Below are 25,468 nucleotides of genomic sequence, written 5' to 3' on the forward strand. Positions count from 1 at the left end.
CTGAGTTTTTCTTTAAAATGAATTAGTTTGCAACAACGTTAACAAGTTTTCCAGGAACAACAATTACTTTACGAACTGTTTTCCCTTCAATTTGTTCTTTGATTGCCTCAAGTGCAAGTTGTTCCATTTCTTCTTTTGATGCGTCTTTACTCATTGTTAGTTTTGCGCGAACCTTGCCCATAATTTGAACAACGATTTCAACTTCATCTTCTACAAGTTTAGACTCATCAAATGTTGGCCAGCTTGCATATGTGATTGTTTCACTGTATCCAAGTTTGCTCCATAGCTCTTCCCCGATGTGAGGTGCAACTGGTGCAATCATTTTTACGAAACCTTCTACATATTCTTTCGGAAGTGTTTCAGCTTTGTATGCATCGTTGATGAATACCATCATTTGAGAAATCGCTGTGTTGAAGCGAAGCTCTGCATAGTCTTCTGTTACTTTCTTCACTGTTTGGTGGTAAGCTTTTTCAAGATCTTTGTTTGGTGCATCAGTAATTTTCTCACTTAATTCACCGTTATCTTGAATGAATAGGCGCCATACGCGGTCTAGGAAGCGACGAGCTCCGTCAAGACCATTTTCAGACCAAGCAATTGAAGCATCTAATGGTCCCATGAACATTTCGTATAGACGAAGTGTATCTGCACCGTGGCTTGCTACGATATCATCAGGGTTTACAACGTTACCTTTTGATTTACTCATTTTCTCGTTGTTTTCACCTAGAATCATACCTTGGTTGAATAATTGTTGGAACGGTTCTTTCGTTGGAACTACACCGATATCATATAATACTTTATGCCAGAAACGAGCATATAGTAAGTGAAGTACTGCGTGCTCTGCTCCGCCGATATAAATATCAACTGGAAGCCATTGTTTTACTTTTTCAGGGTCTACAAGTGCTTCGCTATTGTTTGGATCGATGTAGCGTAGGTAGTACCAGCAGCTACCAGCCCATTGTGGCATTGTGTTTGTTTCACGACGACCTTTTTTACCAGTTTCAGGATCAACAACATTTACCCACTCTTCAATGTTAGCTAGTGGTGATTCACCTGTACCTGAAGGACGGATGTTTTCTGTTTTTGGAAGAACTAATGGTAATTCTTCTTCTTTCACAGCTGTCATTGTGCCATCTTCCCAGTGGATTACTGGAATTGGCTCACCCCAGTAACGTTGACGGCTGAATAACCAGTCACGTAGACGGTACGTTACTTTTTGATTTCCTGCGCTCGTTACTTCAAGCCATTCAATCATCTTTACGATTGCTTCTTCTTTATTTAAACCATCAAGGAATGCTGAGTTTACGTGTGCACCATCACCTGTGTACACTTCTTTCGTAATGCCTCCGCCTTTTACAACTTCTTTCATTGGAAGATTGAATACTGATGCGAATTCATAATCACGCTCATCGTGAGCTGGAACTGCCATTACAGCACCTGTTCCGTAAGTTGCAAGAACGTAATCAGCGATCCAGATTGGTAATTTCTCACCGTTTACTGGGTTAACTGCGTAAGCACCAGTGAATACACCAGTTTTCTCTTTCGCAAGTTCTGTACGCTCTAAATCGCTCTTCATTTTAACAGAGTTAATGTAAGCTTCTACAGCTTCTTTTTGATCTGCTGTTGTAATGTCTGCAACAAGAGCATGCTCTGGAGCAAGTACACAGTATGTTGCACCAAATAATGTATCAGGACGCGTTGTGAAAACTGTGAATTTCTCGTCTGTACCGTCAATGTTGAAGTGTACTTCTGCACCTTCAGAACGACCGATCCAGTTACGCTGCATATCTTTTAAGCTTTCTGGCCAATCAAGCTCATCAAGATCTTCTAATAGACGATCTCCGTAAGCTGTAATTTTTAACATCCACTGTCTCATCGGACGACGTTCAACTGGATGCCCACCACGCTCACTCTTACCGTCAATTATTTCTTCGTTCGCAAGTACTGTACCAAGTGCTGGGCACCAGTTTACAGGTACTTCATCAACGTAAGCTAAGCCTTTTTCAAATAATTTTAGGAAGATCCATTGTGTCCACTTGTAGTAGTTTGGATCTGTTGTATTTACTTCACGATCCCAATCATAAGAGAAGCCTAATGCTTTAATTTGATTACGGAACGTATTAATATTAAGCTCTGTAAATTCTGCCGGGCTGTTTCCAGTATCAAGTGCATATTGCTCTGCTGGAAGACCAAATGCATCCCATCCCATTGGATGAAGAACGTTATATCCTTGCATACGCTTCATACGAGATAAAATATCTGTCGCTGTATAACCTTCTGGATGACCTACGTGTAAGCCTGCACCTGATGGATATGGGAACATATCTAGCGCATAAAATTTTGGTTTTTCTGTCTCATCTGGCGTACGGAATGTTTTATTCTCTTCCCAATGACCTTGCCACTTCTTCTCAATTTCTTGATGATTAAAGCTCATGAGATACCCTCCTTGAAATTCTATTTATTTTCACCGCCCAAAATACAAAAAACCTCTCATCCCTAGAAAGGGACGAGAGGTTATAGATTCCCGCGGTACCACCCTAAATTAATGTAATATATACATTCGCTTAGATCCGTAACGTGGATTAACGGCAATTGCTACTATTAGTTTCACAACTGCAACTCAAAGGCGAGTTCATAACGAAACGTGGATTGACTTGCACCGACCGTCAACTCTCTAAACCAGCTTCTATTACTACTACTCCTTCTCACTGTTATTACAAATATGAGTTAATTTAAATATATTCTAAAACATGTTGCATGTTCCGTCAAACTAAACTGCAATTTTTTCTTCAACTGCTTCTTCTACTTTTACTCGTTTATCGTAAATACTCGTTGCAATAAGCGCTACTACAAGCATTACCATGATCGCTATAAACAATACTTCCATATTGTATATATCAACAATTGCTCCGCCAACGACCGGTCCGAACATTTTCCCTACAGTCGCCGCACTATTTACGACCCCTTGATAAAATCCTAATTTATCTTTTGGTGCAAGTATATTTGCAATGGTCGGAACTGCTGGCCATACGAATAATTCACCAATTGTTAATGTCACCATCGCAACGAGGAACATCGTAAATTGCTGCGCTTGGCTTAACACAATGAATGACGCCGCAAAAATGACAATTCCAATCATAATTTGTTGCTTTAAAGAACGCTTCATCCAGCGAATTAGCATACTAACAAGCGGCTGCGCACAAACAATCATCGCTCCGTTTATCGTCCATAATAAACTATAGTGACGAAGGCTAATATTTAATTCTTGCATATGTGTTGCGATTGCACCTTGCCACTGTACGTATGTAACCCAGCATAAAGCATATGCTACACATACGATAAGAAGTGCTTTGAATCCTGGTGTAAGCGTCCACCCTTTTTTCGTTTCGACTTCTTTTTGTACCCCTGGCTCTTTTTTGTCTTCCATACCACGGAATCCAATAAAAGCAATTAAGAAGAAAACAAAGTATAAAATAAAGTTCGCTAAGAAAATATAATCAAAACGATACGACGCAACTAAACCACCACACGCTGTTCCAATCGCAATCCCGACATTTTGTCCAACATACATCGCATTAAACGCTCGTCTTCCGCCTTCTGGCCAAACCGTACCAACCATCGCATACATCGATGGGAAGACCATTCCAGAACCGAAGCCGATTAATGCTAGCCACACAACATATAACGGCCATCCGTGGAAGAACACAAGACCTAAAATCGATACGAGTGTAATGACAATCCCTACTAAAATTGATTTATAACCGCCCCATTTATCAAATAAAACACCGCCGAGCAAGTTTCCGATTACACCAGTAAGCGAGTTGATCATTAATACCATTCCGGCCACTGATAAAGATTTTCCTAGGTGATCATGCAAATAAATTGTATTAAAAGGCCATAAAAAAGAAGCACCCGTGACATTAATAATCATCCCAGCTACTAATAGCCATACTTTCCTTGGCATAGTCTCCCCTCCTATTCTATTTTTTTCGTTCATATATAACAGTAAAATTGTAGTCGTTTTTAAATAGGAAGGCAACTGATTAATAGTTGATGAAATTCAGATAACGGCATGTCGGTGAATGAAATTATATTGATTGCCGCTTGAAAATATATCAGCGATTCTTGAAATATATCAGCGATTATTAAAATATATCGACTTACCGACAAAGAACGACATCAGTAACAATATATAAATAAAGGGAGACTACATGAATTTCACATAGTCTCCCCTATACTATCCAACTTCTTTTTCTCGCTTCGCACGTTCTTTAGCGCTCCATTTAAATATCTTATCTAATAGAGAGTATATTCTCCCAGACTCTTTCGTTAATAAAGGACCTAACGATGCCAATATTAAAACGTATAGAGCTGAGAATGGTTTAATCGTTGCCATTAAGCCACCCGCAATTCCAATATTCGCGACAATAATGGAGAATTCACCTCGTGATACAAGCGTTAAACCAATATTCGTAGACGCCTTATGGGATAATCCAGCTTTACGCCCCGCAAACATTCCAGCTGTAAAATTACCGATGAGAGTAATGAAAACTGCTCCTAATGCCAACCACACTGCTCCTCCAAGCGAAAACGGATCTATACTTAAACCGAAGCTGAAGAAAAATATGGCTCCAAAGAAGTCACGAAACGGGACGACGAGATGCTCAATTCGATCACTATGCTCTGTTTCAGAAAAAACGAGCCCTAATAATAACGCTCCAATTGCCTCAGCAACATGAATCGTTTCTGAAAATCCAGCCACAAAGAATAAAATAGCGAATATTACGATAATAAAAATTTCATTGGACGAAATATCTAATACTTTATTTAGGAACGGCGTAGCTTTTCTAGCGATTACAAAGAATAGTAGCATATACCCTACTGCGATTAACACCGATGTAAGGGCACCTATAAATGATGTTGCACCTCCGAGTACTAATCCTGAAACAACTGACAAATATACAGCTAAAAAGATATCATCAAACATAATGATTCCTAAAATTAGTTCAGTCTCTTTATTACCAGATCTTCTTAAATCAACAATTACTTTCGCTACAATTGCACTCGATGAAATTGTAATGATTCCAGCAATGATTAATGTTTCTAGTAAGGGGAAGCCCATTATATATCCATAAAGTAAGCCTAATATGAAATTAAGCGATATATGAACACTACCCCCAAAAGCAATCGACTTTCCTGATTTAATTAATTTTTTTATTGAGAATTCTAACCCTAAGTAGAATAAGAGGAATATGACGCCAACACGGCCGAGAAAGGAAATAACTTCTCCGCTTTCAATAAACCTTAAATCGATAAGTCCTAAATCAGGGGCATGGGGCCCCACTAACATACCGAGTATAATGAGAAACGGAATAATCGAGAACTTTAACTTTGCAGCGAGGATAGCTGCAAAAGCTACTAATACTAACGCAGTTCCAACTTCAAAGATTAAAGTATCCATCGATTATGAATCACCTCCTGCTGAAAGCAATTCATTAATAATTCTTTTCACTTCATGTCTTTCACCCGACAACACGAGCATATCGCCAGCTTCAATAATAGAGTCTGGACCTGGATTGAAAAATTTCTTCATATTCTTTTTCAAAATAGCAATGATTGTTACGTTATATGTTTTTCGAACACTTAAACTGCCAATTGTTTTTTGCACAACTGGTGCGTTATTTTCTACTTTAAACCATTCAATTGATAACCCTTCAAAAGCCATCTCAATTGTGTCTAAAGCTTGTGGTCTATATACCATTCCGCCTAATATAGCCGCAATTTGTCTTGCTTCAGAATCACGAAGAGAAATGCTTGAAATACTCTCATCGTGATCCGCATCAAAATGATACATTTCTCTTCGGCCATCATCATGAATAACGATAACCATTTTTTCATTACCCTTTGTTATAACTTCAAATTTACATCCAATGCCCGGTAGTTCACTCTCTCTAATATTCATATTCCCGCCTCCTAAAATTTTTTAGTTACGGCTCTTCCCTTTTTACAAATCTACATCAATCTCTGTCTTAAACTTTTCATCTTTCGAGATTCCTAAATACTTTAATGTTTCTGATGGAGTCGCGTGATGGAAATGTTTTTGCAACAGTGCGATTGCTATTCCTCTTTTATATGCATGAAATCCAAATGTTTTTCGCATTGAGTTCGTTCCAATCTTACCAAGTATTCCGACCGCTTCAGCTGCGCTATGGATAACACGATACGCTTGTTGGCGTGAGATTGAATTTGTTGTTTTGTTCGATTGAAATACGTAGTTTTCTCTTTGAATATCAAAAGATTGTACGTACGCTAAAAGCGCTTCTTTTACTTTTGTATTTAAATAAATATCTTGTTTAAACTTTTCATCTTTCACAGGAAGAGAATAAAAATCTTTAACAGTTCTATCTTCATTTAATACATCTTCAAATTTAATACTTAATAGCTCAGTAATTTTTAATCCAGTGTTAATCCCAATAACAAATAAAAGATAATCTCGCTGCGAGTGCTCTTTTAAATATTTTTTCATATCCTCAATTTGGTTTATATCTTTCAATGCCTCTACAACTTCCATACATGTTTTCTCCTCATCTTATGAACGGTAATTTTCTCATTATGTTGTCCATTTTACCTTATCATGCTATGGGATTTCCATGTCTTATCCATTATTTTTACAATATACTTCTGTGGTCTCGGCAATTTTTAATGTGGAAACTTACGATTGTACAAATACGGTGTGGTTAGAAAAAAGTGTGGGGATAAAAGGTTCAGCTTCTTTCTACAGATCGGATTCCTCCTTTCCTTATCCAGCTGCTTCTACTTTTATTTTATGTTACTTATTTATATTATATTATATATTTCAGTAACATTAAATCGTTTTTTCTGAAAATAATAAAAACCGAGCAGTTTCGCTCGGTTTTTTATTAATCTTCTTTCGGAAGAACAATTCCTTTATACAATTGAACGGTAATGAAGTAATAAATCGTGTAAATAACTACGAAAATTACGATTGGTACCCAAATACGGAAGTACGGATCGATTAAAATAAATCCGAAAATATTCATACCGACTAATACGTGAGCAATACCTACAATTGCTGGGAATAGGAATACTAAGAATAATTCTTTATAAATTGATTTTGTTAATAATTCACGGCGCACCCCGATTTTACGAAGCATTTGATAACGCGTAATATCTTTTGATGCCCCAGAAAGAATTTTAAACATTAAACAACTTGCCATCATTGCTAAGAAAGCAATTCCAAGGAAGAATCCCATAAACACCGTTCCGCTCGCAACGCCATAGAACATGTCGTAAGCTTGATATTTACTATCTAATCTTTCAGCTGCTACATTTTTATATTTATCTAGTTGCAACTCGTCAAGTTTTTTCCATTCTTTTGTGTGTGCTTCAAAATCATCTGTTTTTCCAGTAAATACGATTCCTGCTTTACCATTTACAGTATCGTACATTTTTTGATCTACAATTTTAATTGCATGATCTTCATGTACGTAGAATGGCTCGATTGTTCTGAAAGCCTCGTCCCATTGTTGTGGAAGCTCTTTAGCGTTCGCATCTTTTTCATTCATTTCTCTAGAAACTGCACCTACTGGCAGTTCCTCTGAAACTTTTTTCGTTTTTACTAAATCCTTCATCGACTTCATGTTTTCCATATCTTTTACTACAGGACGATTTTTCTCTAAATCCTCTTTTACATAGTAAACGTATTTATCATCGACTTTGTAACGATATTCGCTTTTCTCTTTAAATGTAATACCGTCTAAAATTTTCTTTTCTTCAGCAGTTGGATTATGAACTACTGAATCATATATTACGAAACCATCAACCATTTTTATAACGTTATTTTTAAACGCCATACCACCTGAAATTGCACCAGCTCCAAGAGCAACTAACATCGCTACTGTCGCAAGCACCTTTGTTAAGCTATTAATACGGAAGTTTAATTGTGCAAATGTAAAAGCATTAAGCCCTTTTTCACTACGCTTCTTATTACTTTTTAACTTTTTAATAATGACTGGAAGAAGTGATCCAAATAGCATGTAAGTACCAGCTGTTGTTGTAATTAATGCGATAAGGATTCCCATTTCTCTTAACGTTTCCATATTGATCATAGCTGCATATCCAATGCCTAATAAAATAACAGCAAGGAATGCAACTACACCTGTCATTTTTCCTTTTACTGCAACTCGCTCTGTTTGCGCATCTGCATGTACAAGTTGTAATACAGAAATACGAGATAATTTAATACTATTCATAATTGCTGATAATACAAATAGTGCAAAGAAGAAGATGCAAGTAACAGTCATAGATGGCAGATAAAATGCTTTATAACCTTCACCCGCAAATTCGAGTTGTTTCATTAATAACTGCCCGATACCTTCTGCAAGTCCTACACCAACTGCAAGTCCAACCGCAAGAGACGCAGCTCCTAATACAATTGTTTCAATAAACATAAGTAATGTAACTTTATGCTTTTTTGCTCCTAACATCATATACATACCAAACTCTTTTTGACGAAGAGATAGTAAGAAAGAGTTCGCATATAAAATATAGAAGAAGGTTATTATTGCTAGTAAAAATGAACCTGCTTGGAATACGAATCCAATAGACTTAATCACTGAATTAGATTCGATAAACGCTTCATTAAGCGCTAACGTTTGAAACATATAAAAAATTGAAATCGACATGACAAGACCGACAAGTAAAACGATATAATCTTTCAGCTTACTTTTTAGTCCTGACATGGAAAGTTTGAATAACATGCTTGTACCTCCTTTCTTACGCTTTTTGTGTACCTAAATCTGCAAGTACATCTAAAATTTCTTTATAGAATTCTTCACGCGTACCACCGCGGTGAATTTCTTTATATAGCTCACCATCTTGAATGAATAAAATGCGCTGACAGTAACTTGCACTGTAAGGATCATGCGTAACCATCATAATCGATACGCCTTGTTCTTCATTTAAGTTTGTCATCGCATCAAGTAAACTTGCTGCATTTTTAGAATCAAGCGCTCCTGTTGGCTCGTCCCCTAAAATAATTGCAGGCTCATGTACTAATGCACGTGCTGCTGCTGAACGTTGCTTTTGTCCACCAGATACTTCAGATGGATATTTTTGAAGAATTGCTGAAATACCTAACATATCTGCTACTTTTTCTACTTTCGGTCCAATATTTCGTGATGAGACACCTTGAAGAGATAATGGAAGTGCAATGTTTTCATAAATAGATAAATTCTCTAATAAATTAAAGTCTTGGAAAATGAATCCTAATTTTTGTGAACGGAAATCTGAAAGCTCTCCTTGCTTCATTTTCGTAATATCCGTACCCGCAATTTCAACAACACCACCCGTTGCTTTATCAAGCGTTGAAATTACATTTAATAATGTCGTTTTACCAGAACCAGATGGCCCCATAATTCCTACAAACTCACCCTCTTGAATTGAGAATGATACACCTTTTAACGCATGTGATTGGTTCTCACCTTTTTTACCGTACACTTTTTGGACGTTTTTCACGTCTACAACTGGTTTCGTCATATATATCCTCCTACGCTTGTTTTTCCATTACCTATTTTGCGCCTTTTGGAGAGGAACTGCTATTTGTTAACATTACATTTACCTTACACTTTTGTAATATAAAAAGATGAGTGTGTAAGGTTCATTGGGAAACGAAATTTTATTAGCGATTCGACAAGTAATATCGACTGACCGAAAAAGATGACAATAAAAAATAGACTGTTCCACAAAAGGAACAGCCCACTTCTCTCTTTATTTCTTTAAAGGTGTTACCGTCCAATACGTAACAACACGCCAAATCCATTCTAGTGGACCCATTTTAAAGATTTTCATCCAAATTACACTAAACACAATTTGAATTGCATAGATTGCGATACATACATATAACGTCTGCATGTACGTTAAGTTTCCTGCAAAGTTAAATACACTTCCTGCAATTAAAATCATTGCAGTTTGTCCAATATAATTCGTTAAAGCCATACGACCATAGTACTTCAGTGGTGCTAACAATGTTTGAACTGGTTTTAATTGAAGCAGTAAAATTAATGCTCCAACATAGAAAGCTGAAATAATTGTTCCAACTGTAATACCAATTCTTAAGAATTGGCTTGCAGCATCCATTGTCCCATCCTCATTCTCAAGTATCATATTTACAAATGGAGCAGCAGGGACGTGCCCATATTGATACCATAAAGCTACAACACTTAAAACAAACATAATGCCTGTAAAAATAGCGACTTGCTTTATTTTCGCTGAAAGATTTTCAAATACTTTATACTGCCCTGCAGCAAGCCCTAATAAAATTAAACTTAGCGGCAGAAATTCTTTCGCAGCAAGTACACTAAAGGTAATCGTCAAAATAAGACCGATTACTAAGTTCACTTCTTTTTTCACTTTATAAAACGGTAAAACGATTAACCCGTAAATTGCATATAGCGTTAACGCTTCTCCAGGTTGAAACATTTGATGAATGTAGCCCAAAATAAATAGCGCAACTACACGGCGTAAAAATAAAACATATCCATTTTTCCCCTTCGCAATCGCTCTTGAAATAAAGATATAGAATCCTACCCCAAATAAGAATGAGAAGATTGAGAAGAAACGACCTTCTACAAATAAGTATAGAAATCTTTGATAACTCGCATCCACTGTATTAGGATCTGGAATTTTAATGTTAAGTAGTGCAAGAATATTTACTAAAATAATCCCCAGTAGTGCGAAACCACGAATGTAATCTAACTCATCAATTCGTTTGTTTGTAATATTGTTCCCCATAAAGCAACTCCTTGTATAAAATTTAATCCTTCCTTACTCTACTGGAGAAGTGGGCTTATAACTATCGACAAACCTTACAGAAATCTTACATTATTGTAATATAATAAAGTGAAACTTTAATCAGCCCTCACCAATCGGGCGTCTACGGGCAGCCCGACTCCCATCTAACTTCTTTGCTCCAGCCAAATTTTGAGGTGGGAGTCTTACTGCCCACAAATAGCGGGATAAAATAAAACCAGGTCATATTGCGACCTGGTCTACTCTGATTGCTTCGATTTTTGAGGTTGTCCTTTTTTACTGTTACGCTGTTTCACTTGAACAACTGGATCAAGCTCATTTGAAAATTCAGCGTTATGCCCATTTTGCGTTTTTTGCTCTGGGTTATTTTGATCTGAACGTTTCGCCATTACATTCACTCCTTATTAGTGCGGTGTAATAATCATTTGATGTTGCAATTGGCGAATTGCCATACGTGCTCTATTTAACTGCTCACGTTGCTCATCATTTGCATGTTGTTGCATCGTTTGTAAATCGTTATATGCTTGTTCTAATTGTAACTGCGCATCTCCATACTCCAACGTATTGTAATGCTCTTGTCTCATACCAAGATCTAATTGTTCTTTCGCATATTCCACCGCTTGTTCCGCTTGTGTAATATACGATTCAAGTGATTGACGCTCTGCCATAATTGTCCCTCCTTGCTTCAATTCCCCTTTAGTGTGTCCCTTCCATCTCTACCTTATGAGTATGTTATAATGGATTTTGTTTCATTTTGACTCGGCCTAGGAGGGAAAGTAATGAAGGTTCAAAACCCTTTTCCATATACAAACGACAATAAACGTTATCATACATGGAATTACCATTTACGAAATGAATTTGGTGAAAAAATCTTTAAAGTTTCATTAGATGCTGGCTTCGATTGTCCGAACCGTGACGGTACAGTAGCTTATGGCGGTTGTACATTTTGCAGTGCTGCCGGATCTGGTGACTTCGCTGGTGATCGCCGCGATGATGTTATAACGCAATATCATGAAATGAAAGAAAAAATGCGCTCAAAGTGGAAAGATGGAAAATGTATCGCTTATTTCCAAGCGTACACAAATACACATGCACCACTTGAAGTGTTAAAAGAAAAATTCGAACCGCTTCTAGCAGAAAAAGACGTTGTCGGTCTTTCTATCGCAACTCGTCCAGATTGCTTACCAGACGATGTCGTTGAATATTTAGCGGACTTAAATAAACGCACGTACCTTTGGGTTGAACTCGGATTACAAACTGTTCATGAACGAACTGCAAACCTTATTAATCGCGCTCACGATTATCCGTCTTATGTGGAAGGTGTTAATAAATTACGCAAGCATGGCATTCGAGTTTGTTCTCATATTATTAACGGTCTTCCACTTGAAGATTACGACATGATGATGGAAACAGCTCGTGAAGTAGCGAAGCTTGACGTACAAGGAATTAAAATTCATTTACTTCATTTATTAAAAGGAACGCCGATGGTGAAGCAATATGAAAAAGGACAACTAGAATTCCTTTCTCTTGAGGATTATGTAAGTCTCGTTGTTGACCAACTTGAAATTATTCCAGAAGACGTAATTGTGCACCGCATCACAGGTGACGGTCCACCTGATTTAATGATCGGCCCAATGTGGAGCTTAAATAAATGGGAAGTATTAAATTCCATCGATGCAGAATTTGTACGCCGCGGAAGCTGGCAAGGAAAATATGCAAATGAGGAGAAACAAAAATGAAATTAGAGCGTGTATTACCGTTTGCTCGCACGCTGCTGCAAACGGCTGTTAAAGAAGGAGATTACGCTGTAGACGCAACACTCGGCAATGGTCATGACACTTGCTTCCTAGCTGAAATCGTTGGAGATAACGGAAAAGTATTTGGATTTGATATTCAAAAAGAAGCAATCGAAAGCTCTACTATCCGTCTAAAAGAAAAAGGACTTTTTGAACGTACTGTTTTAGTTCACGATAGTCACGATACACTTGTATCCGTATTACCAGAAGATGCAAAAGGAAAAGTAACAGGCGCAATCTTCAACTTAGGTTACCTTCCTGGCGGAGACAAACATATCGTCACAAAACCGAACTCAACAATCTCGGCTATCGAACAATTATTAGACGTAATGGCACCAGAAGGTATCATCGTCCTTGTCATTTACCACGGACACCCAGAAGGACAAGTAGAACGCGACGCTGTTCTCAAATTTGCAGAAGAACTAGATCAAAAACAAGCTCACGTTTTGCGATACGGCTTCATTAACCAGCAAAATAATCCGCCATTTATTGTGGCGATTGAGAAACGATAATATATCAACGATTCGACACAACATAACAAAAAAAGACATGCATTCACTGCACGTCTTTTTCTTATTCTCCTATATAATGGATATATATAATATTGGAAGAAAGAAGGCTGGAACTTTGCTAGTAGAACTAAGGGGAATTCAAAAGAAGTACGACAAATCACTCATACTAGACAACATTGATTTATCCATTCCAGAAGGCGAAGCACTCGCTATTATTGGTGGGAACGGGACTGGAAAAAGTACTTTACTCAAAATAATTGCAGGATTTATTTCACCTACAGCAGGGACACTTCAAAAAAAAGAACACATACAAATCGGCTATGTACCTGAACATTTTCCTGAAGGGATTCGTTTTACATTAGAAGATTATTTATATCATCTCGGCCATATTCACGGTTTATCAACAAAATATTTAAGAAATAAAATTCCGATACTCCTTGAATCTTTTCACTTACATTATGCAAGGCATTCCGTTGTACGAAACTTTTCAAAAGGTATGAAACAAAAAACAGGCATTATGCAAGCATTACTTACAGACGTCCATTTATTAATTTTGGATGAACCTCTTTCTGGTCTCGATCCTAACTCTCAGCAAGAACTAGAGCACATTTTACTTTCATTAAAACAACAAGGTATATCAGTACTCTTCACATGTCACGAAAAACAACTACTAAAAAACTTCGCCGATAGAATTGTGACGTTAGCTAATCATACAATTTCGGAAGACGCCTCTGTGCAAAAATCAACAGAACAAGTCTATATTGAGGCAATCGTTCACGAAACATTTTCAGCGATAGAACTACAACAGCAATTAGGATGTATACACGTTACACACAATTCAAATCAAAACCTCATTCAATTACAAATCGAAAAAGAGTATACAAACGAAATGCTTCAGTTTTTATTACATAAAAAAGCATCTATCACACTGCTACAATCTAATTTTTAAATCGAAAGAAGGTTTATTATGTTCGCGCTTATTCGTTACCATTTTCTCGACTACACAAAATCGTATAAGTACATTCCTCCTATTGCAATGTACTGTATAAGCTTACTTTTTGTATATACATATAAGCCGACCCCTATTGTACCGACATATTTAGAAACAGCACTCGCACTTTATTTATTATCTGCCTGGATTACGGTCACAATTTTTCATACTGAAGACCCTGTACAAGAACAAATCACTATTTCACACACAAATAATATTTCTGCATTATACGTTGGTAAATATATTACGGCTCTCCTCATTTGTACTGTGTTATCTTTTATATCCGTAATCTACCCAATTATTTTGCAAATGTTTAATGAAAAAATGACAGCTTCTTTATTTCTAGTCGGATTTCTCGCTCATATGTCTTTCTCTATACTAGGGATTTCAATCGCGACATTATTTACAAGAAATATTATTCAAAAAGCAAGTACTGCTTGGCTTAGCCTTACATTTATATTACTTATAACGATTGCATCTATACGATTTAAAAAAGAGTTACTATGGTTTTTACCACCTGTCGAAAGCTTTCTAATGCTTGGACAATACAAATATAATATACTTACTCATACTCTCTGGCTCACAGCTTGGGCTATCGTCTATTCATTTTTATTACTTACTTTATTTCTTTTTCTCGTTCGCAGAAAACGTTTTTGATTACATATTAAAGGAGACGAAACAATGATTGGAATACTAGCAGGAATGGGTCCAAAATCAACTGGACCATTCGTTGATACAGTTATAGCAGGGTGCCAAACAATATACGGAGCAAAGCATGATATGGACTTTCCTCATATGATGATTTATTCTTGTCCAACGCCCTTTTACATGGATCGCCCTATTGAACATGCGGCGATGAAAAAAGCAATTATTGAAGGGGCACAAAAACTTGAAAGTACTGGCGTAGAATTTATCGCTATGCCGTGTAATACGGCGCATCTTTATTTTGAAGAATTACAGCGTTCTCTTTCTATCCCAATTTTAAATATAGTCGATGAAACGTTAAAAGCAATTCCTGAAAATACAAAAAGAGTCGCTCTTCTCGCAACAGAAGCAACTGTTCAAGCTGTGATTTACCAAGACGGCATTGCAAAGCGTAATATAGAGTACATTCACCATGAAAAATGGCAAGAAATGATTAATCAAATTATTACTTGTATTAAATCTGGAGAAATTGAAGAAGCTCGTGAATTGTGGAATACACTCGTTTTACAATTGCGAGTTGAAGTTGATACCGCTATTATTGCATGTACTGATTTGAATGTAGTCGCGAGTGAGAATTTTGTCGATTCCGCTCAATGTCTTGCTGAAGCGGTTGTTAGAATGTATGTAGAAAATATAAGGAGGTCCAAATGAATATACCTTTTGAAATGGGATACACATTTGATGAAAATCTTAGAGAAAAACCTATATCCCTTGCTGAAATGAAGCAAGGGATTGTATTTTTGAAAGAGCATTTACATAAAGGACCGTTATATGGAAAAAACTGCGGATTAATCGGTGTTTATGAACGAATCGCTGGCAACCTTTCTGACAGTAAGTATTACTTACAGGAGGCGATTGAATATTACACACAAACAGACAACATCCAAGGGATTTTTATTAACAAACTTCGTCTCGCACATACATATCATTGGGAAAGAAAATTTCCTGCTGCAAATGTACTCTTTATCGAACTTCTACAAACACTACCCGACTTACCTAATTATGAGGACTTCTTCTACCAACATTACGGAAAAAGTAAATTGGATGAGGGCGACTTCCACACCGCCCTTACTTATTTTCAAAAGGCACTTCAAATCAGGATACAAAAAGGAAATGAAGAGCTGATTCACTCAACTAAGCTTTGTATTACGTATTGTATGTCTCGCCGATAAAAATCCCCAAAACTTTTAACTTTCTTCACAATTCTTTCAAAGTATCCACACTTAATCTCGCTATATTAAATAAGTAGTTTATTCATATAGGGAAGGTTAGGGGAACTGAAAGTATGAAACAAAATCGTTCGCTTCATTATATTTTTTGGCGTTGGCATTTTTATGCTGGACTTTTTATTACGCCGCTTCTTATTACTTTGTCACTGAGCGGAATTGGGTATTTATTTCGGGAAGAAGTTGAGGATTTCATCTATAAAGATTTATATTTCGGGAAGAGCACCCAAACAGAATCTATTTCGATGTCTGATTCGCTTTTCTTAACAGAGAAAAAATATCCACATTATAGCGTGGCGAAAATTAGTGAGTTTAATGGGGATTATAATACGAGACTTACGATTGCAAATGAATATACTGGGCAACAAAAATATGTGTATTTAGATAGTAATAATCAAATTGTTGGGGATCAAAACGCAAGTGAAACGTTTGCTAATATAATGCGCGAATTGCATAGTTCTCTTTTAGTTGGTGGCACTGTCGTCAACTATACTGTAGAACTTGCGGCATGCTGGACAATCTTTTTAATTGTGACTGGGTTGTATATGAGTATACGCCAATTCAAAAACACACCGGCATCCAATAAGCGAGAAAAGGCAAAACGACGTCATTCTATTATCGGTATTATATTTACAATTCCTCTCGTTTTGTTAGTCGCATCTGGATTGCCGTGGTCAGGATTTATGGGTAACCAAATTTATAAAATTGCATCGTCGAATGAATCGCTCGGATATCCAAAGTTGTATATGGCACCGCCTGAATCGAAGGTAAAAGAATTGCCGTGGGCAACAAGAAAAGAAGCTCCTCCTGAATCTAATTCAAATGAGCCAAAAGCAATTTCAGTTGATACATTACAAAAAGGAATTGTAATAAAAAAGCCATATGTTATTTCACTACCAGCTGATCCGAAAGGTGTATTCACCGTTTCGAAATCGAGCGGTTCTGGTATTACGGGTATGCACGTCGCACCAAATGAAGAAATAACAGCTTACTTTGATCAATATAGCGGAGAACTCATTTCCAAAACGGACTATCGTGATTATGGCTTATTGGCACAATGGTTCACTTACGGTATCCCGCTTCATGAAGGTCATTTATTCGGATGGCCAAATAAAATATTATGCTTACTAACGACATTATCTTTATTACTTCTCATTTATTACGGAATAAAAATGTGGTTAGCAAGAAGGCCGAAAGGAAAATTAGCAGCCCCTCCAAAGCAAAGAGATAAGAAAAGTATATTCGTTTTCTTTGTCATGATGGTTATACTAGGCGCTGTCATGCCTTTATTCGGACTATCTGTTTTAGTTATTTTCACAATTGAACTTCTCATATACGTATTTTCAAAAATACAATCATAATAAAAAGAAAACCACTCTATATGAGTGGTTTTCTTCATCACTGCGCCATTTTCTTTCGGTACATCTTCCCGTTCCAGTAGAAGAATCGTGAAGTGAGCCCTCCGTATTTTACAATGCGCCGTGCCATTTTGTTCATATTCTTTTGTGCTGATACTTTTTGATCTGATAAATAAATACCAAGTAGGCCTCGGCTTATGAGACGATGAAACTTCGCATGAGGCAAATCACCAATGCTCTTCTCTGCTTCTTCAACAAAATGTTTCATACGATCTAATATAGCTTGCTCGTTTTCATAATAACTACAGAAATTCAAATCTCCGCCGATACGGTCTTCTTCTTGATCAATGAAATAATCAAGTAAAATGTGAAGTCCTTGTACGTAAGGAAAGTATCCTTGTCTAATTTTCACAATATCTTCTTCATGTAACTCATCATGAAATGCATATGCTACAAGACAGAAAATTCCAAGCGTAGAACCTGCACATGCTGAAAACTCAAACCAGCTCATTTCAGGTAAGTTTTCTTTATGCGCTTCAAACCATGTTTTTAAGCGTGGTTCTCTTTCTTCTAACTTCACGTGTTTATGAATTTGCAAATCACAATAATAACAAGCAAGCTCATGAAGAATTGGAGCAATTTTGTCATAATGCTTCGTTTTCTTTAAAACATCCTGACATGTTTCAACGAGCTCATCTAAATAACCACCATCATCTTGATCATCACGATAACGATAATAGTTACCGCCTCCTTCAACTTCAGGACTTAATGCCATTACCATCGACTCATGAAGAGCCGCAAAGTCTTTCGGGTCAAGTGATGTACTACGATCACATAAATTATCTAAGTAGTCGCTAATCGTTTGATACGCTACAATAAAACGAATACATTCCTCACGATGTTCATTTGCTAGCAGCGCTAAAATACCACCGCCTTCGCAATGAAACGTTTTATTTTCAATACTTGCGATCGCTTGACTATGAAGCTCGTCATTCGGAATATGGTAGGCACGCTCTTTCCACATCGCTAGCTCATGGTGTACAACCGGAAACACATCACGGTATACTTTGGCCATGAGCGTTATGGGATTACTCGGTACGTTCACTTCTTCCTTCATCTCCTCTATTAAATGTACAAATAATAATTTATTTGTTTGTTTCTACTATATTATTGACACGTATTTCAGTAAATGACTGAATATAATTCAAAATTTCATCACGCTCATACTCATTTAATAACTCATGATAACAATTAGGCCATTCCTTATATGCCTTATCACTCATTTTAACATTATCAAACCATGTGCGGACACGTGTTTTATCTACAAGTTTATCCTCACATGCCTGCATTAGCAAGAGCGGAACATCTGGAAAATCATCTATTTTCTCATGAGCAATCTCGATAGACTTAATTAATTCACTATACCAACGCACTGATACTTTACGCAAGAACAATGAATCATTCTCCATCGCATCCCTCACTTCATGATTGCGAGTTGACATTTCTACGGTGAGATTTGTTGCAAATTGTAACTTCGGGGCAACGATATTTAATATTTTTGAAGCAGCACGAAGCGGAGCGGAGGGTGCAGCTAATACTCCTAAACAAGGCGAGCTTAGTACAATCCCATCTATGTCCTCTCTTTTCGTTTCTTGCATCATACGAATAACGACAAGTCCTCCCATACTATGACCAAATAAAAAAATAGGCAATCTATATTTTCTTGCTTCTTTCACCCATAACTTTATTTCCTTTATGTATTCATCAAATGAGTCGATATGTCCTCTATTTCTTGAAGTTGTTCCGTGTGCTGGAAGATCGCCCATAACGACGTGATAACCGATATGATTCCACATTTCTGCAACCGCTTCATAACGCCCATGATATTCCATAGCACCATGCACGATAATAATGACGGCTTTCGCTTCTTCCGCTTCATAGTTCCACATACGAAACTCCTCCATTTCACTCTTTTTCATAATTTGATACACTAAAACTAGTCTCTAGGAAAGGAAGGCCTTACATGATATATCCTTATAAAGAAAAAAATCCCAAAATTGCGAGTAGTGCTTTTATCGCTGACTATGTTACTATTACAGGCGATGTTTCAATTGGTGAGGAATCAAGTATTTGGTTTAATACAGTCATCCGTGGTGATGTATCACCGACAATAATTGGTGACAGAGTAAATGTACAAGATCAGTGTACACTCCACCAAAGCCCGCAGTATCCTCTTATTTTAGAAGATGACGTTACCGTTGGGCACCAAGTTATTTTACATAGCTGCAAAATCGAAAAAGATGCTTTAATTGGAATGGGATCTATCATATTAGATGGTGCTGAAATTGGTGAAGGAGCTTTCATCGGTGCTGGAAGTCTCGTTTCACAAGGAAAGAAAATCCCTCCTAATACGTTAGCTTTCGGTCGTCCTGCTAAGGTCATTCGCGAATTAACAGAAGCAGACCGTAAAGATATGGAACGTATCCGCACACAATACGTTGAAAAAGGACAATATTATAAATCGTTACAAAAATGATTTTATCGCTGCCATAAGATTGGCAGCTTTTTTTATGAAAAAATCTAACTTTTTCTTTACAAAACATTATTATTCCCTCAATAAAATCTTATTAAAATAGAAGTTAATAACTCCATATATATGTAAATGAGGGAGGAAAAATCTCATGAAGGTCAGTGGACTATATAAAATAGAATGTTACATTTTCAAAGGAATTAATCGCTACTTTGATCAAAAAACATTAAACATCTTTTTCAGCAATATTACCCATATCGGTGGTGCTACTTTCTCAATCGCACTCACACTTTTCTTTTTAATTTTCGCAACAGGGAATTTGCATCAAGCTGCAATTGCAACTGCTATTTCTTTAACGATTAGCCATATTCCCGTGCAAATATTAAAAAGATGGTATCCACGAAAACGTCCATATTTGACAATTCAAGATGCGAAATATCCAATTCATCCATTAAAAGATCATTCTTTTCCATCCGGACATACAACGGCTGTTTTCTCTGTCCTCATTCCATTTATTTGCTATAATCCAAGCTTACTTGCTTTTCTATTACCGCTAGCGCTATGCGTCGGTATTTCCCGTATTTATTTAGGGCTTCATTATCCGTCAGATGTATTTGTAGGCATGTGCCTCGGCACTTGCTCTGGCATCATCTCTTTTTATCAACTCATTCCACTCATGTAAAGGAGCGATATGATGAGAGTCGCCATATTTACCGATACATTTACACCACAAGTCAACGGAGTGGCGAAAACTTTGGAACGTTTAACCAAATATCTCCAAAAAGAAAATATCGCCTATTCTGTTTTCGCCCCTCAGCATACGGCAGAAGATAATTTCGTAGCGAATGTAAATAAAATGAGAAGTATCCCGTTAACAATATTATATCCAGAATGTCGCTTTGCCTTTCCTACTCCGCGCATTAAGCGGGAACTTCTTACCTTTAAACCCGATATCATTCATATTGCTACGCCTTTCAATATGGGACTTTGTGGGTTATATTATGCAAAAAAGTTAAATATCCCGGTTGTCGGTTCTTATCATACTGATTTTGATGCCTATTTACGCTATTACAAAATCGAATTTCTCTCCAATATGCTATGGAACTATTTAAAGTGGTTTCATAGTCATATGCAAAAAAACTTTGTTCCTTCTCCTGAAACATTACATCAATTAAAGAAAAAAGGATTTCAACAGCTCTATATTTGGGGACGTGGTGTAGATTGCACCCTCTTTCATCCCACTTACAATAAAGACCTATTCCGAAAAAAATATAATATTACATCTAAGTATGTCCTTTCCTATATTGGAAGGATTGCTCCTGAAAAAGATATTGATACGCTGCAAAATCTTATCGTTAAATCAGCGCATTCTCTAGACGACATTCATTGGCTCATCGCAGGAGACGGGCCTCTAGCAACAAATTTGCGTGAAGCTGTTCCGAAAACAAATGTCACTTTTACTGGATATTTACAGGGCACGGATTTAGCTGAAGCATATGCTTGTTCTCATGTGATGGTATTTCCATCAGCTACTGAAACGTTCGGAAATGTCGTACTTGAATCATTTGCATGCGGTACACCTGTCATCGGAGCAAATAGTGGCGGGGTTAAAAATATTATTACAGATGGAAAAACGGGAATTCTTTGTCCACCAAAAGATACAGATTCCTTTCTATCCTCCATTAATTCTTTATTGCAAAATGAAGATCAACTTATGCAAATGGGCATAGCAGCTTCGTCTTATGCTAAATCAAAAAGCTGGGATGAGATCTTTCGTGGCTTACTTGACCAATATGAAGAAGTCCTTCAGCACACTGCATCAGAATTACTCGCTTAAACAGAAAAACTCCCTTCAAAGAACGAAGGGAGTTTATTACATGGTCATAAATTTTAGTTTAATAAATGATACATAAGGTTAAATATTGCATTATTTCTATATTTATTATAACAAAAATAAACATAACTAAACAGACTTGTAACAAAAACCCATAAAAATTAATATATGGTTATACAGTATTTTTTACTGTATGGTGATTTTAAGAAATTCCCCTTAAAATCAATTTACTCACATATCTTTATACAGTAATTGTTCCCCAATTTCTGTATATCAAAAAACCTTTCATTCATTTGAAAGGTCTTTTTGAGCCTGCACATATTCTTCTTTCGTATTCACATTTATAAACCAATCTGCGTTCGCTTGTACATCTTCACCGGCAACATATTTCACATTACATTGTGATAAAAGCTGGCCCATACTTCTTTTTTCTTCCTGAAGTAAAGCGTAAATCTTTTCTTTCACGCGATTATGGTACGCTGCAAGTAACGGTTGTTTTCTTCCATTAATAATAGGTACAATCGCATCATATTCATTACTCGTTTGCTCTAGTAAAATGGTAAACCATTCTTGCGAAACATTTGGCGCATCGCAAGGCATAATAGCGTACCAATCTGCTTCTATATATTCCATTCCTGATACAATTCCAGCAAGTGGTCCATTTCCTTTATAATGCGGAATATCTTCTATAACAGGAACTTGTACGAATTGCTCTACTCGCTCTTTTATATCGGAGTGACTAATGACTACAACTTCTTGCAACGCAGTTGTCATCACTTTCACAATATGCTCAACGAAAGTAGTCCCCTTCCAAATCGCTAACGCTTTCGGCTCACCAAATCTACTCGACATACCGCCCGCTAATACAATTCCAGTGTGCTTACTCATTGGCGATGCAGCTCAAATGTAATATGGCCTAATTCCGGTAAAATTAATTTATTCATCGCAAGGCGAACTGCTCCGCTAGATCCCGGCATCGAAAAGACTACTTTACGCCCAATTGTACCGCCAATTGCTCTACTTAACATTGCGCTACTTCCGATATCTTCTAAGTAACTTATCATACGGAACAACTCACCAAACCCGACGATTTCTTTATCTAATAGAACTGACACTGCTTCAATCGTTACATCACGTTTCGTAATACCAGTACCGCCATTTGTTAACACGACATCAACATCTTCCCTGTGATAACCAGCTAACACCGCTTGCTGAATACTTTCTTTATCATCTTTCACAATTTCATAAGAGGTCACTTTATGTCCTGCTTCTATTAATAATGCATGTAACAATTGACCACTCTTATCCGTCTCTTCCGTACGTGTATCGGAAATCGTCACGATCTTGCAACGCACTTCTTTTGGAGCTTGTTTTTTATGTTCAGTTACGCTCATTTTTTATCTTTCCTTTCTTAAAGACTTTTCTTCATTTTATCATACATATCTTTACACAATTATGTATGAAGCCAACGATGCATCATGATACAATATAAGTATATACACCCACAAAAAGGAAAATGAAAATTATTTATACTCCTAGACTTCACATCATTAGCTACTCTTTAACTCCCCTTATATTTTCTACATAGTAGATTTTATTTTAAAACTTACATTATAAAATAATTTGGAGGTTCACACACTATGGAACTATACAAAAAATTAACAACAACATTCATCCTCTTATTCGTCGCTTCCATTACTGTCGGTTTTTCGCTAAAAGGCGCGATTCCATATGCTACATTAATAAGCATTATATTCGCAACACTCTTTTTACTATGCAGTGCATTTTGCGCAGGAAAAGCACGTCAGATAAAGCAATGATTGCATATGTTCCGTAAGAAACCGACAATTTGTAAATCATGTAAAAAGGAAATACAAACGTATGAAAAAGTATATTGAGCTAGACGGAGAAGTGTATTGCAACTCATGCATCCAAATCATAAATAAAACCAAATAAAAAAAGCTTTGCGCACACAGCGCAAAGCTTTTTTTCATATATTATAGACCAGCTTGCTCTTTTAAAGTAGCTGCTTTGTCTGTACGTTCCCATGAAAGATCTACATCAGTACGTCCGAAGTGGCCGTAAGCTGCTGTTTGTTTGTAAATTGGGCGACGTAAGTCTAGCATTTTAATAATACCAGCTGGGCGAAGATCGAAGTTGTTACGAACTAGTTCTACTAGTACGTCTTCAGATACTTTACCAGTGCCAAATGTATCAACTGAAATTGATACTGGTTGCGCTACGCCGATTGCGTATGCAAGTTGTACTTCTGCTTTGTCAGCAAGACCAGCTGCTACGATGTTTTTCGCAACATAACGAGCTGCATATGCTGCTGAACGGTCAACTTTCGTTGCATCTTTACCAGAGAATGCACCGCCACCGTGGCGAGCGTATCCACCGTAAGTATCAACGATGATTTTACGTCCTGTTAAACCAGCATCACCTTGTGGTCCACCAATTACGAAGCGGCCAGTTGGGTTAATGAAGAATTTCGTTTCTCCATCCATTAATTCTGCTGGAACTACAGCTTTAATTACATGCTCTTTTAAATCGCGATCGATTTCTTCCCATGTAACATCTGGATGATGCTGTGTAGAAATTACAATTGTATCTACACGTACAGGTTTACCATTTTCATCATACTCAACTGTAACTTGCGTTTTTCCATCCGGACGTAAGTATGATAAAGTGTCATCTTTACGTACTTCAGTTAAACGACGAGCTAATTTGTGAGCAAGCGAGATTGGAAGTGGCATTAATTCTTGTGTTTCATTACATGCGAAGCCAAACATTAAACCTTGGTCTCCTGCACCAATTGCCTCAATCTCAGCGTCAGTCATTTGACCTTCGCGTGCTTCTAGTGCTTGGTCAACACCCATAGCGATGTCAGCAGATTGCTCATCGATAGATGTTAAAACTGCACAAGTTTCTGCATCGAATCCATATTTTGCGCGTGTGTAACCAATGCCTTGAATTGTTTCACGAACGATTTTCGGAATATCTACATAAGTAGAAGTCGTAATTTCCCCCGCTACCAATACTAAACCAGTTGTTACAGTTGTTTCACAAGCTACACGTGCATTTGCGTCCTTTGATAAGATCGCATCTAAAATTGAATCAGAAATTTGGTCACAAATTTTATCTGGATGTCCTTCAGTTACAGACTCAGATGTGAACAGATGACGTTTTTTTGTCATGTGGTAAACCTCCCTACAGTAATTGTATATATTGTACGGAACTCATCCTTAATTTGCCACAAACTGCGACATACATTTATTCTCCCACACAAGCATACAGAAAAACCTTTCCTACTTTACATAGAGGAAAGGTTTAATTTGCTACTTGCATACTGCTTTTTGCCCTTTGCTCTTATCGTTCGAGACCATTAGCCTCGCACAGGTTTTAGCACCTATTCACCTGTATTTACCACTACAAGTGAGGTTGCTGGGCTTCATCGGGCCTGTCCCTCCGCCAGCTCGGGATAAGAGAGTATCCGTCCCAACCTATACTAAAGAAATGATATTCATTTGTCAATTAATATTCACATTTTCCTGAAAGTTTTTCTCAATACGTATTAGGATGAAATATTAATAAGGAACTAATCCATTCACACAAACAAAAATAAATAAATAGTATACATTATTTATATAATTGTGTTATACTCTTGATGGGGATTACGAGAAATATTT

The 25,468-nt window shown here is 37.0% G+C and carries 26 protein-coding genes, 1 riboswitch and 1 other annotated feature; of the genes, 11 read left to right on the forward strand and 15 right to left on the reverse strand.

All coding sequences use genetic code 11. The annotated features are described in order from the left end of the window. Positions 1-22 precede the first annotated feature (22 nt). The 10 genes from leuS to LUS72_RS23580 all read right to left on the reverse strand — a co-directional run bounded on the left by leuS (position 23) and on the right by LUS72_RS23580 (position 11,495). A complete protein-coding gene (gene leuS, locus LUS72_RS23535; protein ID WP_264448347.1) occupies positions 23-2,431 on the reverse strand; it encodes a leucine--tRNA ligase in 2,409 nt (802 codons plus the stop codon). Positions 2,432-2,496: 65 nt separating this feature from the next. Then, positions 2,497-2,715: a binding site (T-box leader), on the reverse strand. A gap of 52 nt (positions 2,716-2,767) precedes the next feature. Further along, positions 2,768-3,961 (reverse strand): MDR family MFS transporter, encoded by a 1,194-nt coding sequence (locus LUS72_RS23540; RefSeq protein ID WP_097829616.1) that lies wholly within the window; start codon positions 3,959-3,961, stop codon positions 2,768-2,770. Between the two features lie 273 nt (positions 3,962-4,234). Continuing rightward, entirely contained in the window at positions 4,235-5,458 is a 1,224-nt protein-coding gene (locus LUS72_RS23545; RefSeq protein WP_097829615.1) for a cation:proton antiporter, read from the reverse strand. A 3-nt stretch (positions 5,459-5,461) separates the two neighbouring features. After that, positions 5,462-5,959 carry a cation:proton antiporter regulatory subunit gene (locus LUS72_RS23550; RefSeq protein WP_071771091.1) on the reverse strand — a complete coding sequence of 166 codons (498 nt, stop codon included), beginning with the start codon at positions 5,957-5,959 and terminating at the stop codon, positions 5,462-5,464. Between the two features lie 42 nt (positions 5,960-6,001). Continuing rightward, the gene (locus tag LUS72_RS23555; RefSeq protein ID WP_097829614.1) at positions 6,002-6,568 is read right to left on the reverse strand and encodes a tyrosine-type recombinase/integrase; all 567 of its coding nucleotides are present in this window, start codon (positions 6,566-6,568) and stop codon (positions 6,002-6,004) included. 349 nt (positions 6,569-6,917) lie between these two features. Continuing rightward, positions 6,918-8,777 carry an FtsX-like permease family protein gene (locus tag LUS72_RS23560; RefSeq protein ID WP_097829612.1) on the reverse strand — a complete coding sequence of 620 codons (1,860 nt, stop codon included), beginning with the start codon at positions 8,775-8,777 and terminating at the stop codon, positions 6,918-6,920. A gap of 16 nt (positions 8,778-8,793) precedes the next feature. Next, positions 8,794-9,555, reverse strand: a complete 762-nt coding sequence (locus LUS72_RS23565) for an ABC transporter ATP-binding protein (protein WP_016106411.1) — start codon at positions 9,553-9,555, stop codon at positions 8,794-8,796. Between the two features lie 231 nt (positions 9,556-9,786). Next, entirely contained in the window at positions 9,787-10,809 is a 1,023-nt protein-coding gene (locus LUS72_RS23570) for a DUF418 domain-containing protein (RefSeq protein WP_097829611.1), read from the reverse strand. A 257-nt stretch (positions 10,810-11,066) separates the two neighbouring features. After that, positions 11,067-11,216 carry a hypothetical protein gene (locus tag LUS72_RS23575; RefSeq protein WP_001129344.1) on the reverse strand — a complete coding sequence of 50 codons (150 nt, stop codon included), beginning with the start codon at positions 11,214-11,216 and terminating at the stop codon, positions 11,067-11,069. Positions 11,217-11,231: 15 nt separating this feature from the next. Continuing rightward, positions 11,232-11,495, reverse strand: coding sequence for a YtzC family protein (locus LUS72_RS23580; RefSeq protein WP_061676783.1), 264 nt, complete (start codon positions 11,493-11,495; stop codon positions 11,232-11,234). Positions 11,496-11,606: 111 nt separating this feature from the next. Here LUS72_RS23580 and LUS72_RS23585 point away from each other — a divergent pair, with 111 nt between their 5' ends. The 7 genes from LUS72_RS23585 (at position 11,607) to LUS72_RS23615 (ending at position 17,418) form a co-directional block, all read left to right on the forward strand. Continuing rightward, positions 11,607-12,566, forward strand: coding sequence for a tRNA modification radical SAM protein MnmL/YtqA (locus tag LUS72_RS23585; protein ID WP_000868033.1), 960 nt, complete (start codon positions 11,607-11,609; stop codon positions 12,564-12,566). Then, positions 12,563-13,135: a tRNA 5-(aminomethyl)-2-thiouridylate-methyltransferase MnmM gene (locus tag LUS72_RS23590; protein WP_097829610.1), complete on the forward strand. Its 573-nt coding sequence runs from the start codon at positions 12,563-12,565 to the stop codon at positions 13,133-13,135. Before LUS72_RS23585 ends, LUS72_RS23590 begins: the two co-directional genes overlap by 4 nt. A gap of 115 nt (positions 13,136-13,250) precedes the next feature. Further along, positions 13,251-14,084, forward strand: coding sequence for an ABC transporter ATP-binding protein (locus tag LUS72_RS23595; RefSeq protein ID WP_097829609.1), 834 nt, complete (start codon positions 13,251-13,253; stop codon positions 14,082-14,084). 18 nt (positions 14,085-14,102) lie between these two features. Next, positions 14,103-14,783 (forward strand): ABC transporter permease, encoded by a 681-nt coding sequence (locus LUS72_RS23600; RefSeq protein ID WP_264448349.1) that lies wholly within the window; start codon positions 14,103-14,105, stop codon positions 14,781-14,783. A 24-nt stretch (positions 14,784-14,807) separates the two neighbouring features. After that, the gene (locus tag LUS72_RS23605) at positions 14,808-15,482 is read left to right on the forward strand and encodes an aspartate/glutamate racemase family protein (RefSeq protein ID WP_097829607.1); all 675 of its coding nucleotides are present in this window, start codon (positions 14,808-14,810) and stop codon (positions 15,480-15,482) included. Further along, positions 15,479-16,003 (forward strand): tetratricopeptide repeat protein, encoded by a 525-nt coding sequence (locus LUS72_RS23610; RefSeq protein WP_071744442.1) that lies wholly within the window; start codon positions 15,479-15,481, stop codon positions 16,001-16,003. Before LUS72_RS23605 ends, LUS72_RS23610 begins: the two co-directional genes overlap by 4 nt. A 113-nt stretch (positions 16,004-16,116) precedes the next feature. After that, positions 16,117-17,418: a PepSY-associated TM helix domain-containing protein gene (locus LUS72_RS23615; protein WP_097829606.1), complete on the forward strand. Its 1,302-nt coding sequence runs from the start codon at positions 16,117-16,119 to the stop codon at positions 17,416-17,418. 37 nt (positions 17,419-17,455) lie between these two features. Here LUS72_RS23615 and LUS72_RS23620 read toward each other — a convergent pair whose 3' ends face one another. Together LUS72_RS23620 and LUS72_RS23625 are read right to left on the reverse strand one after the other, a co-directional pair. Then, positions 17,456-18,520, reverse strand: a complete 1,065-nt coding sequence (locus LUS72_RS23620) for a tetraprenyl-beta-curcumene synthase family protein (protein ID WP_141533501.1) — start codon at positions 18,518-18,520, stop codon at positions 17,456-17,458. Positions 18,521-18,560: 40 nt separating this feature from the next. Next, a complete protein-coding gene (locus LUS72_RS23625) occupies positions 18,561-19,364 on the reverse strand; it encodes an alpha/beta hydrolase (RefSeq protein WP_097829604.1) in 804 nt (267 codons plus the stop codon). Between the two features lie 74 nt (positions 19,365-19,438). Here LUS72_RS23625 and LUS72_RS23630 point away from each other — a divergent pair, with 74 nt between their 5' ends. The 3 genes from LUS72_RS23630 (at position 19,439) to LUS72_RS23640 (ending at position 21,782) form a co-directional block, all read left to right on the forward strand. Further along, the gene (locus tag LUS72_RS23630; protein ID WP_097829603.1) at positions 19,439-19,951 is read left to right on the forward strand and encodes a gamma carbonic anhydrase; all 513 of its coding nucleotides are present in this window, start codon (positions 19,439-19,441) and stop codon (positions 19,949-19,951) included. A gap of 145 nt (positions 19,952-20,096) precedes the next feature. After that, positions 20,097-20,627, forward strand: coding sequence for a phosphatase PAP2 family protein (locus LUS72_RS23635; RefSeq protein WP_097829602.1), 531 nt, complete (start codon positions 20,097-20,099; stop codon positions 20,625-20,627). 12 nt (positions 20,628-20,639) lie between these two features. Continuing rightward, positions 20,640-21,782, forward strand: a complete 1,143-nt coding sequence (locus tag LUS72_RS23640; RefSeq protein ID WP_097829601.1) for a glycosyltransferase family 4 protein — start codon at positions 20,640-20,642, stop codon at positions 21,780-21,782. A gap of 282 nt (positions 21,783-22,064) precedes the next feature. On the opposite strand, the gene LUS72_RS23645 is transcribed toward LUS72_RS23640, so the two are convergent. Both LUS72_RS23645 and LUS72_RS23650 read right to left on the reverse strand, forming a co-directional pair. Then, positions 22,065-22,667, reverse strand: coding sequence for a molybdenum cofactor guanylyltransferase (locus LUS72_RS23645; RefSeq protein ID WP_097829600.1), 603 nt, complete (start codon positions 22,665-22,667; stop codon positions 22,065-22,067). Beyond that, a complete protein-coding gene (locus tag LUS72_RS23650) occupies positions 22,664-23,173 on the reverse strand; it encodes a MogA/MoaB family molybdenum cofactor biosynthesis protein (protein ID WP_002015669.1) in 510 nt (169 codons plus the stop codon). Before LUS72_RS23650 ends, LUS72_RS23645 begins: the two co-directional genes overlap by 4 nt. 246 nt (positions 23,174-23,419) lie before the next feature. Here LUS72_RS23650 and LUS72_RS23655 point away from each other — a divergent pair, with 246 nt between their 5' ends. Next, the gene (locus LUS72_RS23655) at positions 23,420-23,599 is read left to right on the forward strand and encodes a hypothetical protein (protein ID WP_097829599.1); all 180 of its coding nucleotides are present in this window, start codon (positions 23,420-23,422) and stop codon (positions 23,597-23,599) included. A gap of 177 nt (positions 23,600-23,776) precedes the next feature. On the opposite strand, the gene metK is transcribed toward LUS72_RS23655, so the two are convergent. Beyond that, entirely contained in the window at positions 23,777-24,976 is a 1,200-nt protein-coding gene (metK, locus tag LUS72_RS23660; protein ID WP_097829598.1) for a methionine adenosyltransferase, read from the reverse strand. Positions 24,977-25,145: 169 nt separating this feature from the next. Next, positions 25,146-25,267, reverse strand: a riboswitch (SAM riboswitch). Positions 25,268-25,468 lie beyond the last annotated feature (201 nt).

Origin of the sequence: Bacillus cereus (genome assembly GCF_025917685.1) — a bacterium.
In the GTDB taxonomy this organism is placed as follows: Bacteria; Bacillota; Bacilli; order Bacillales; family Bacillaceae_G; genus Bacillus_A; species Bacillus_A cereus_AT.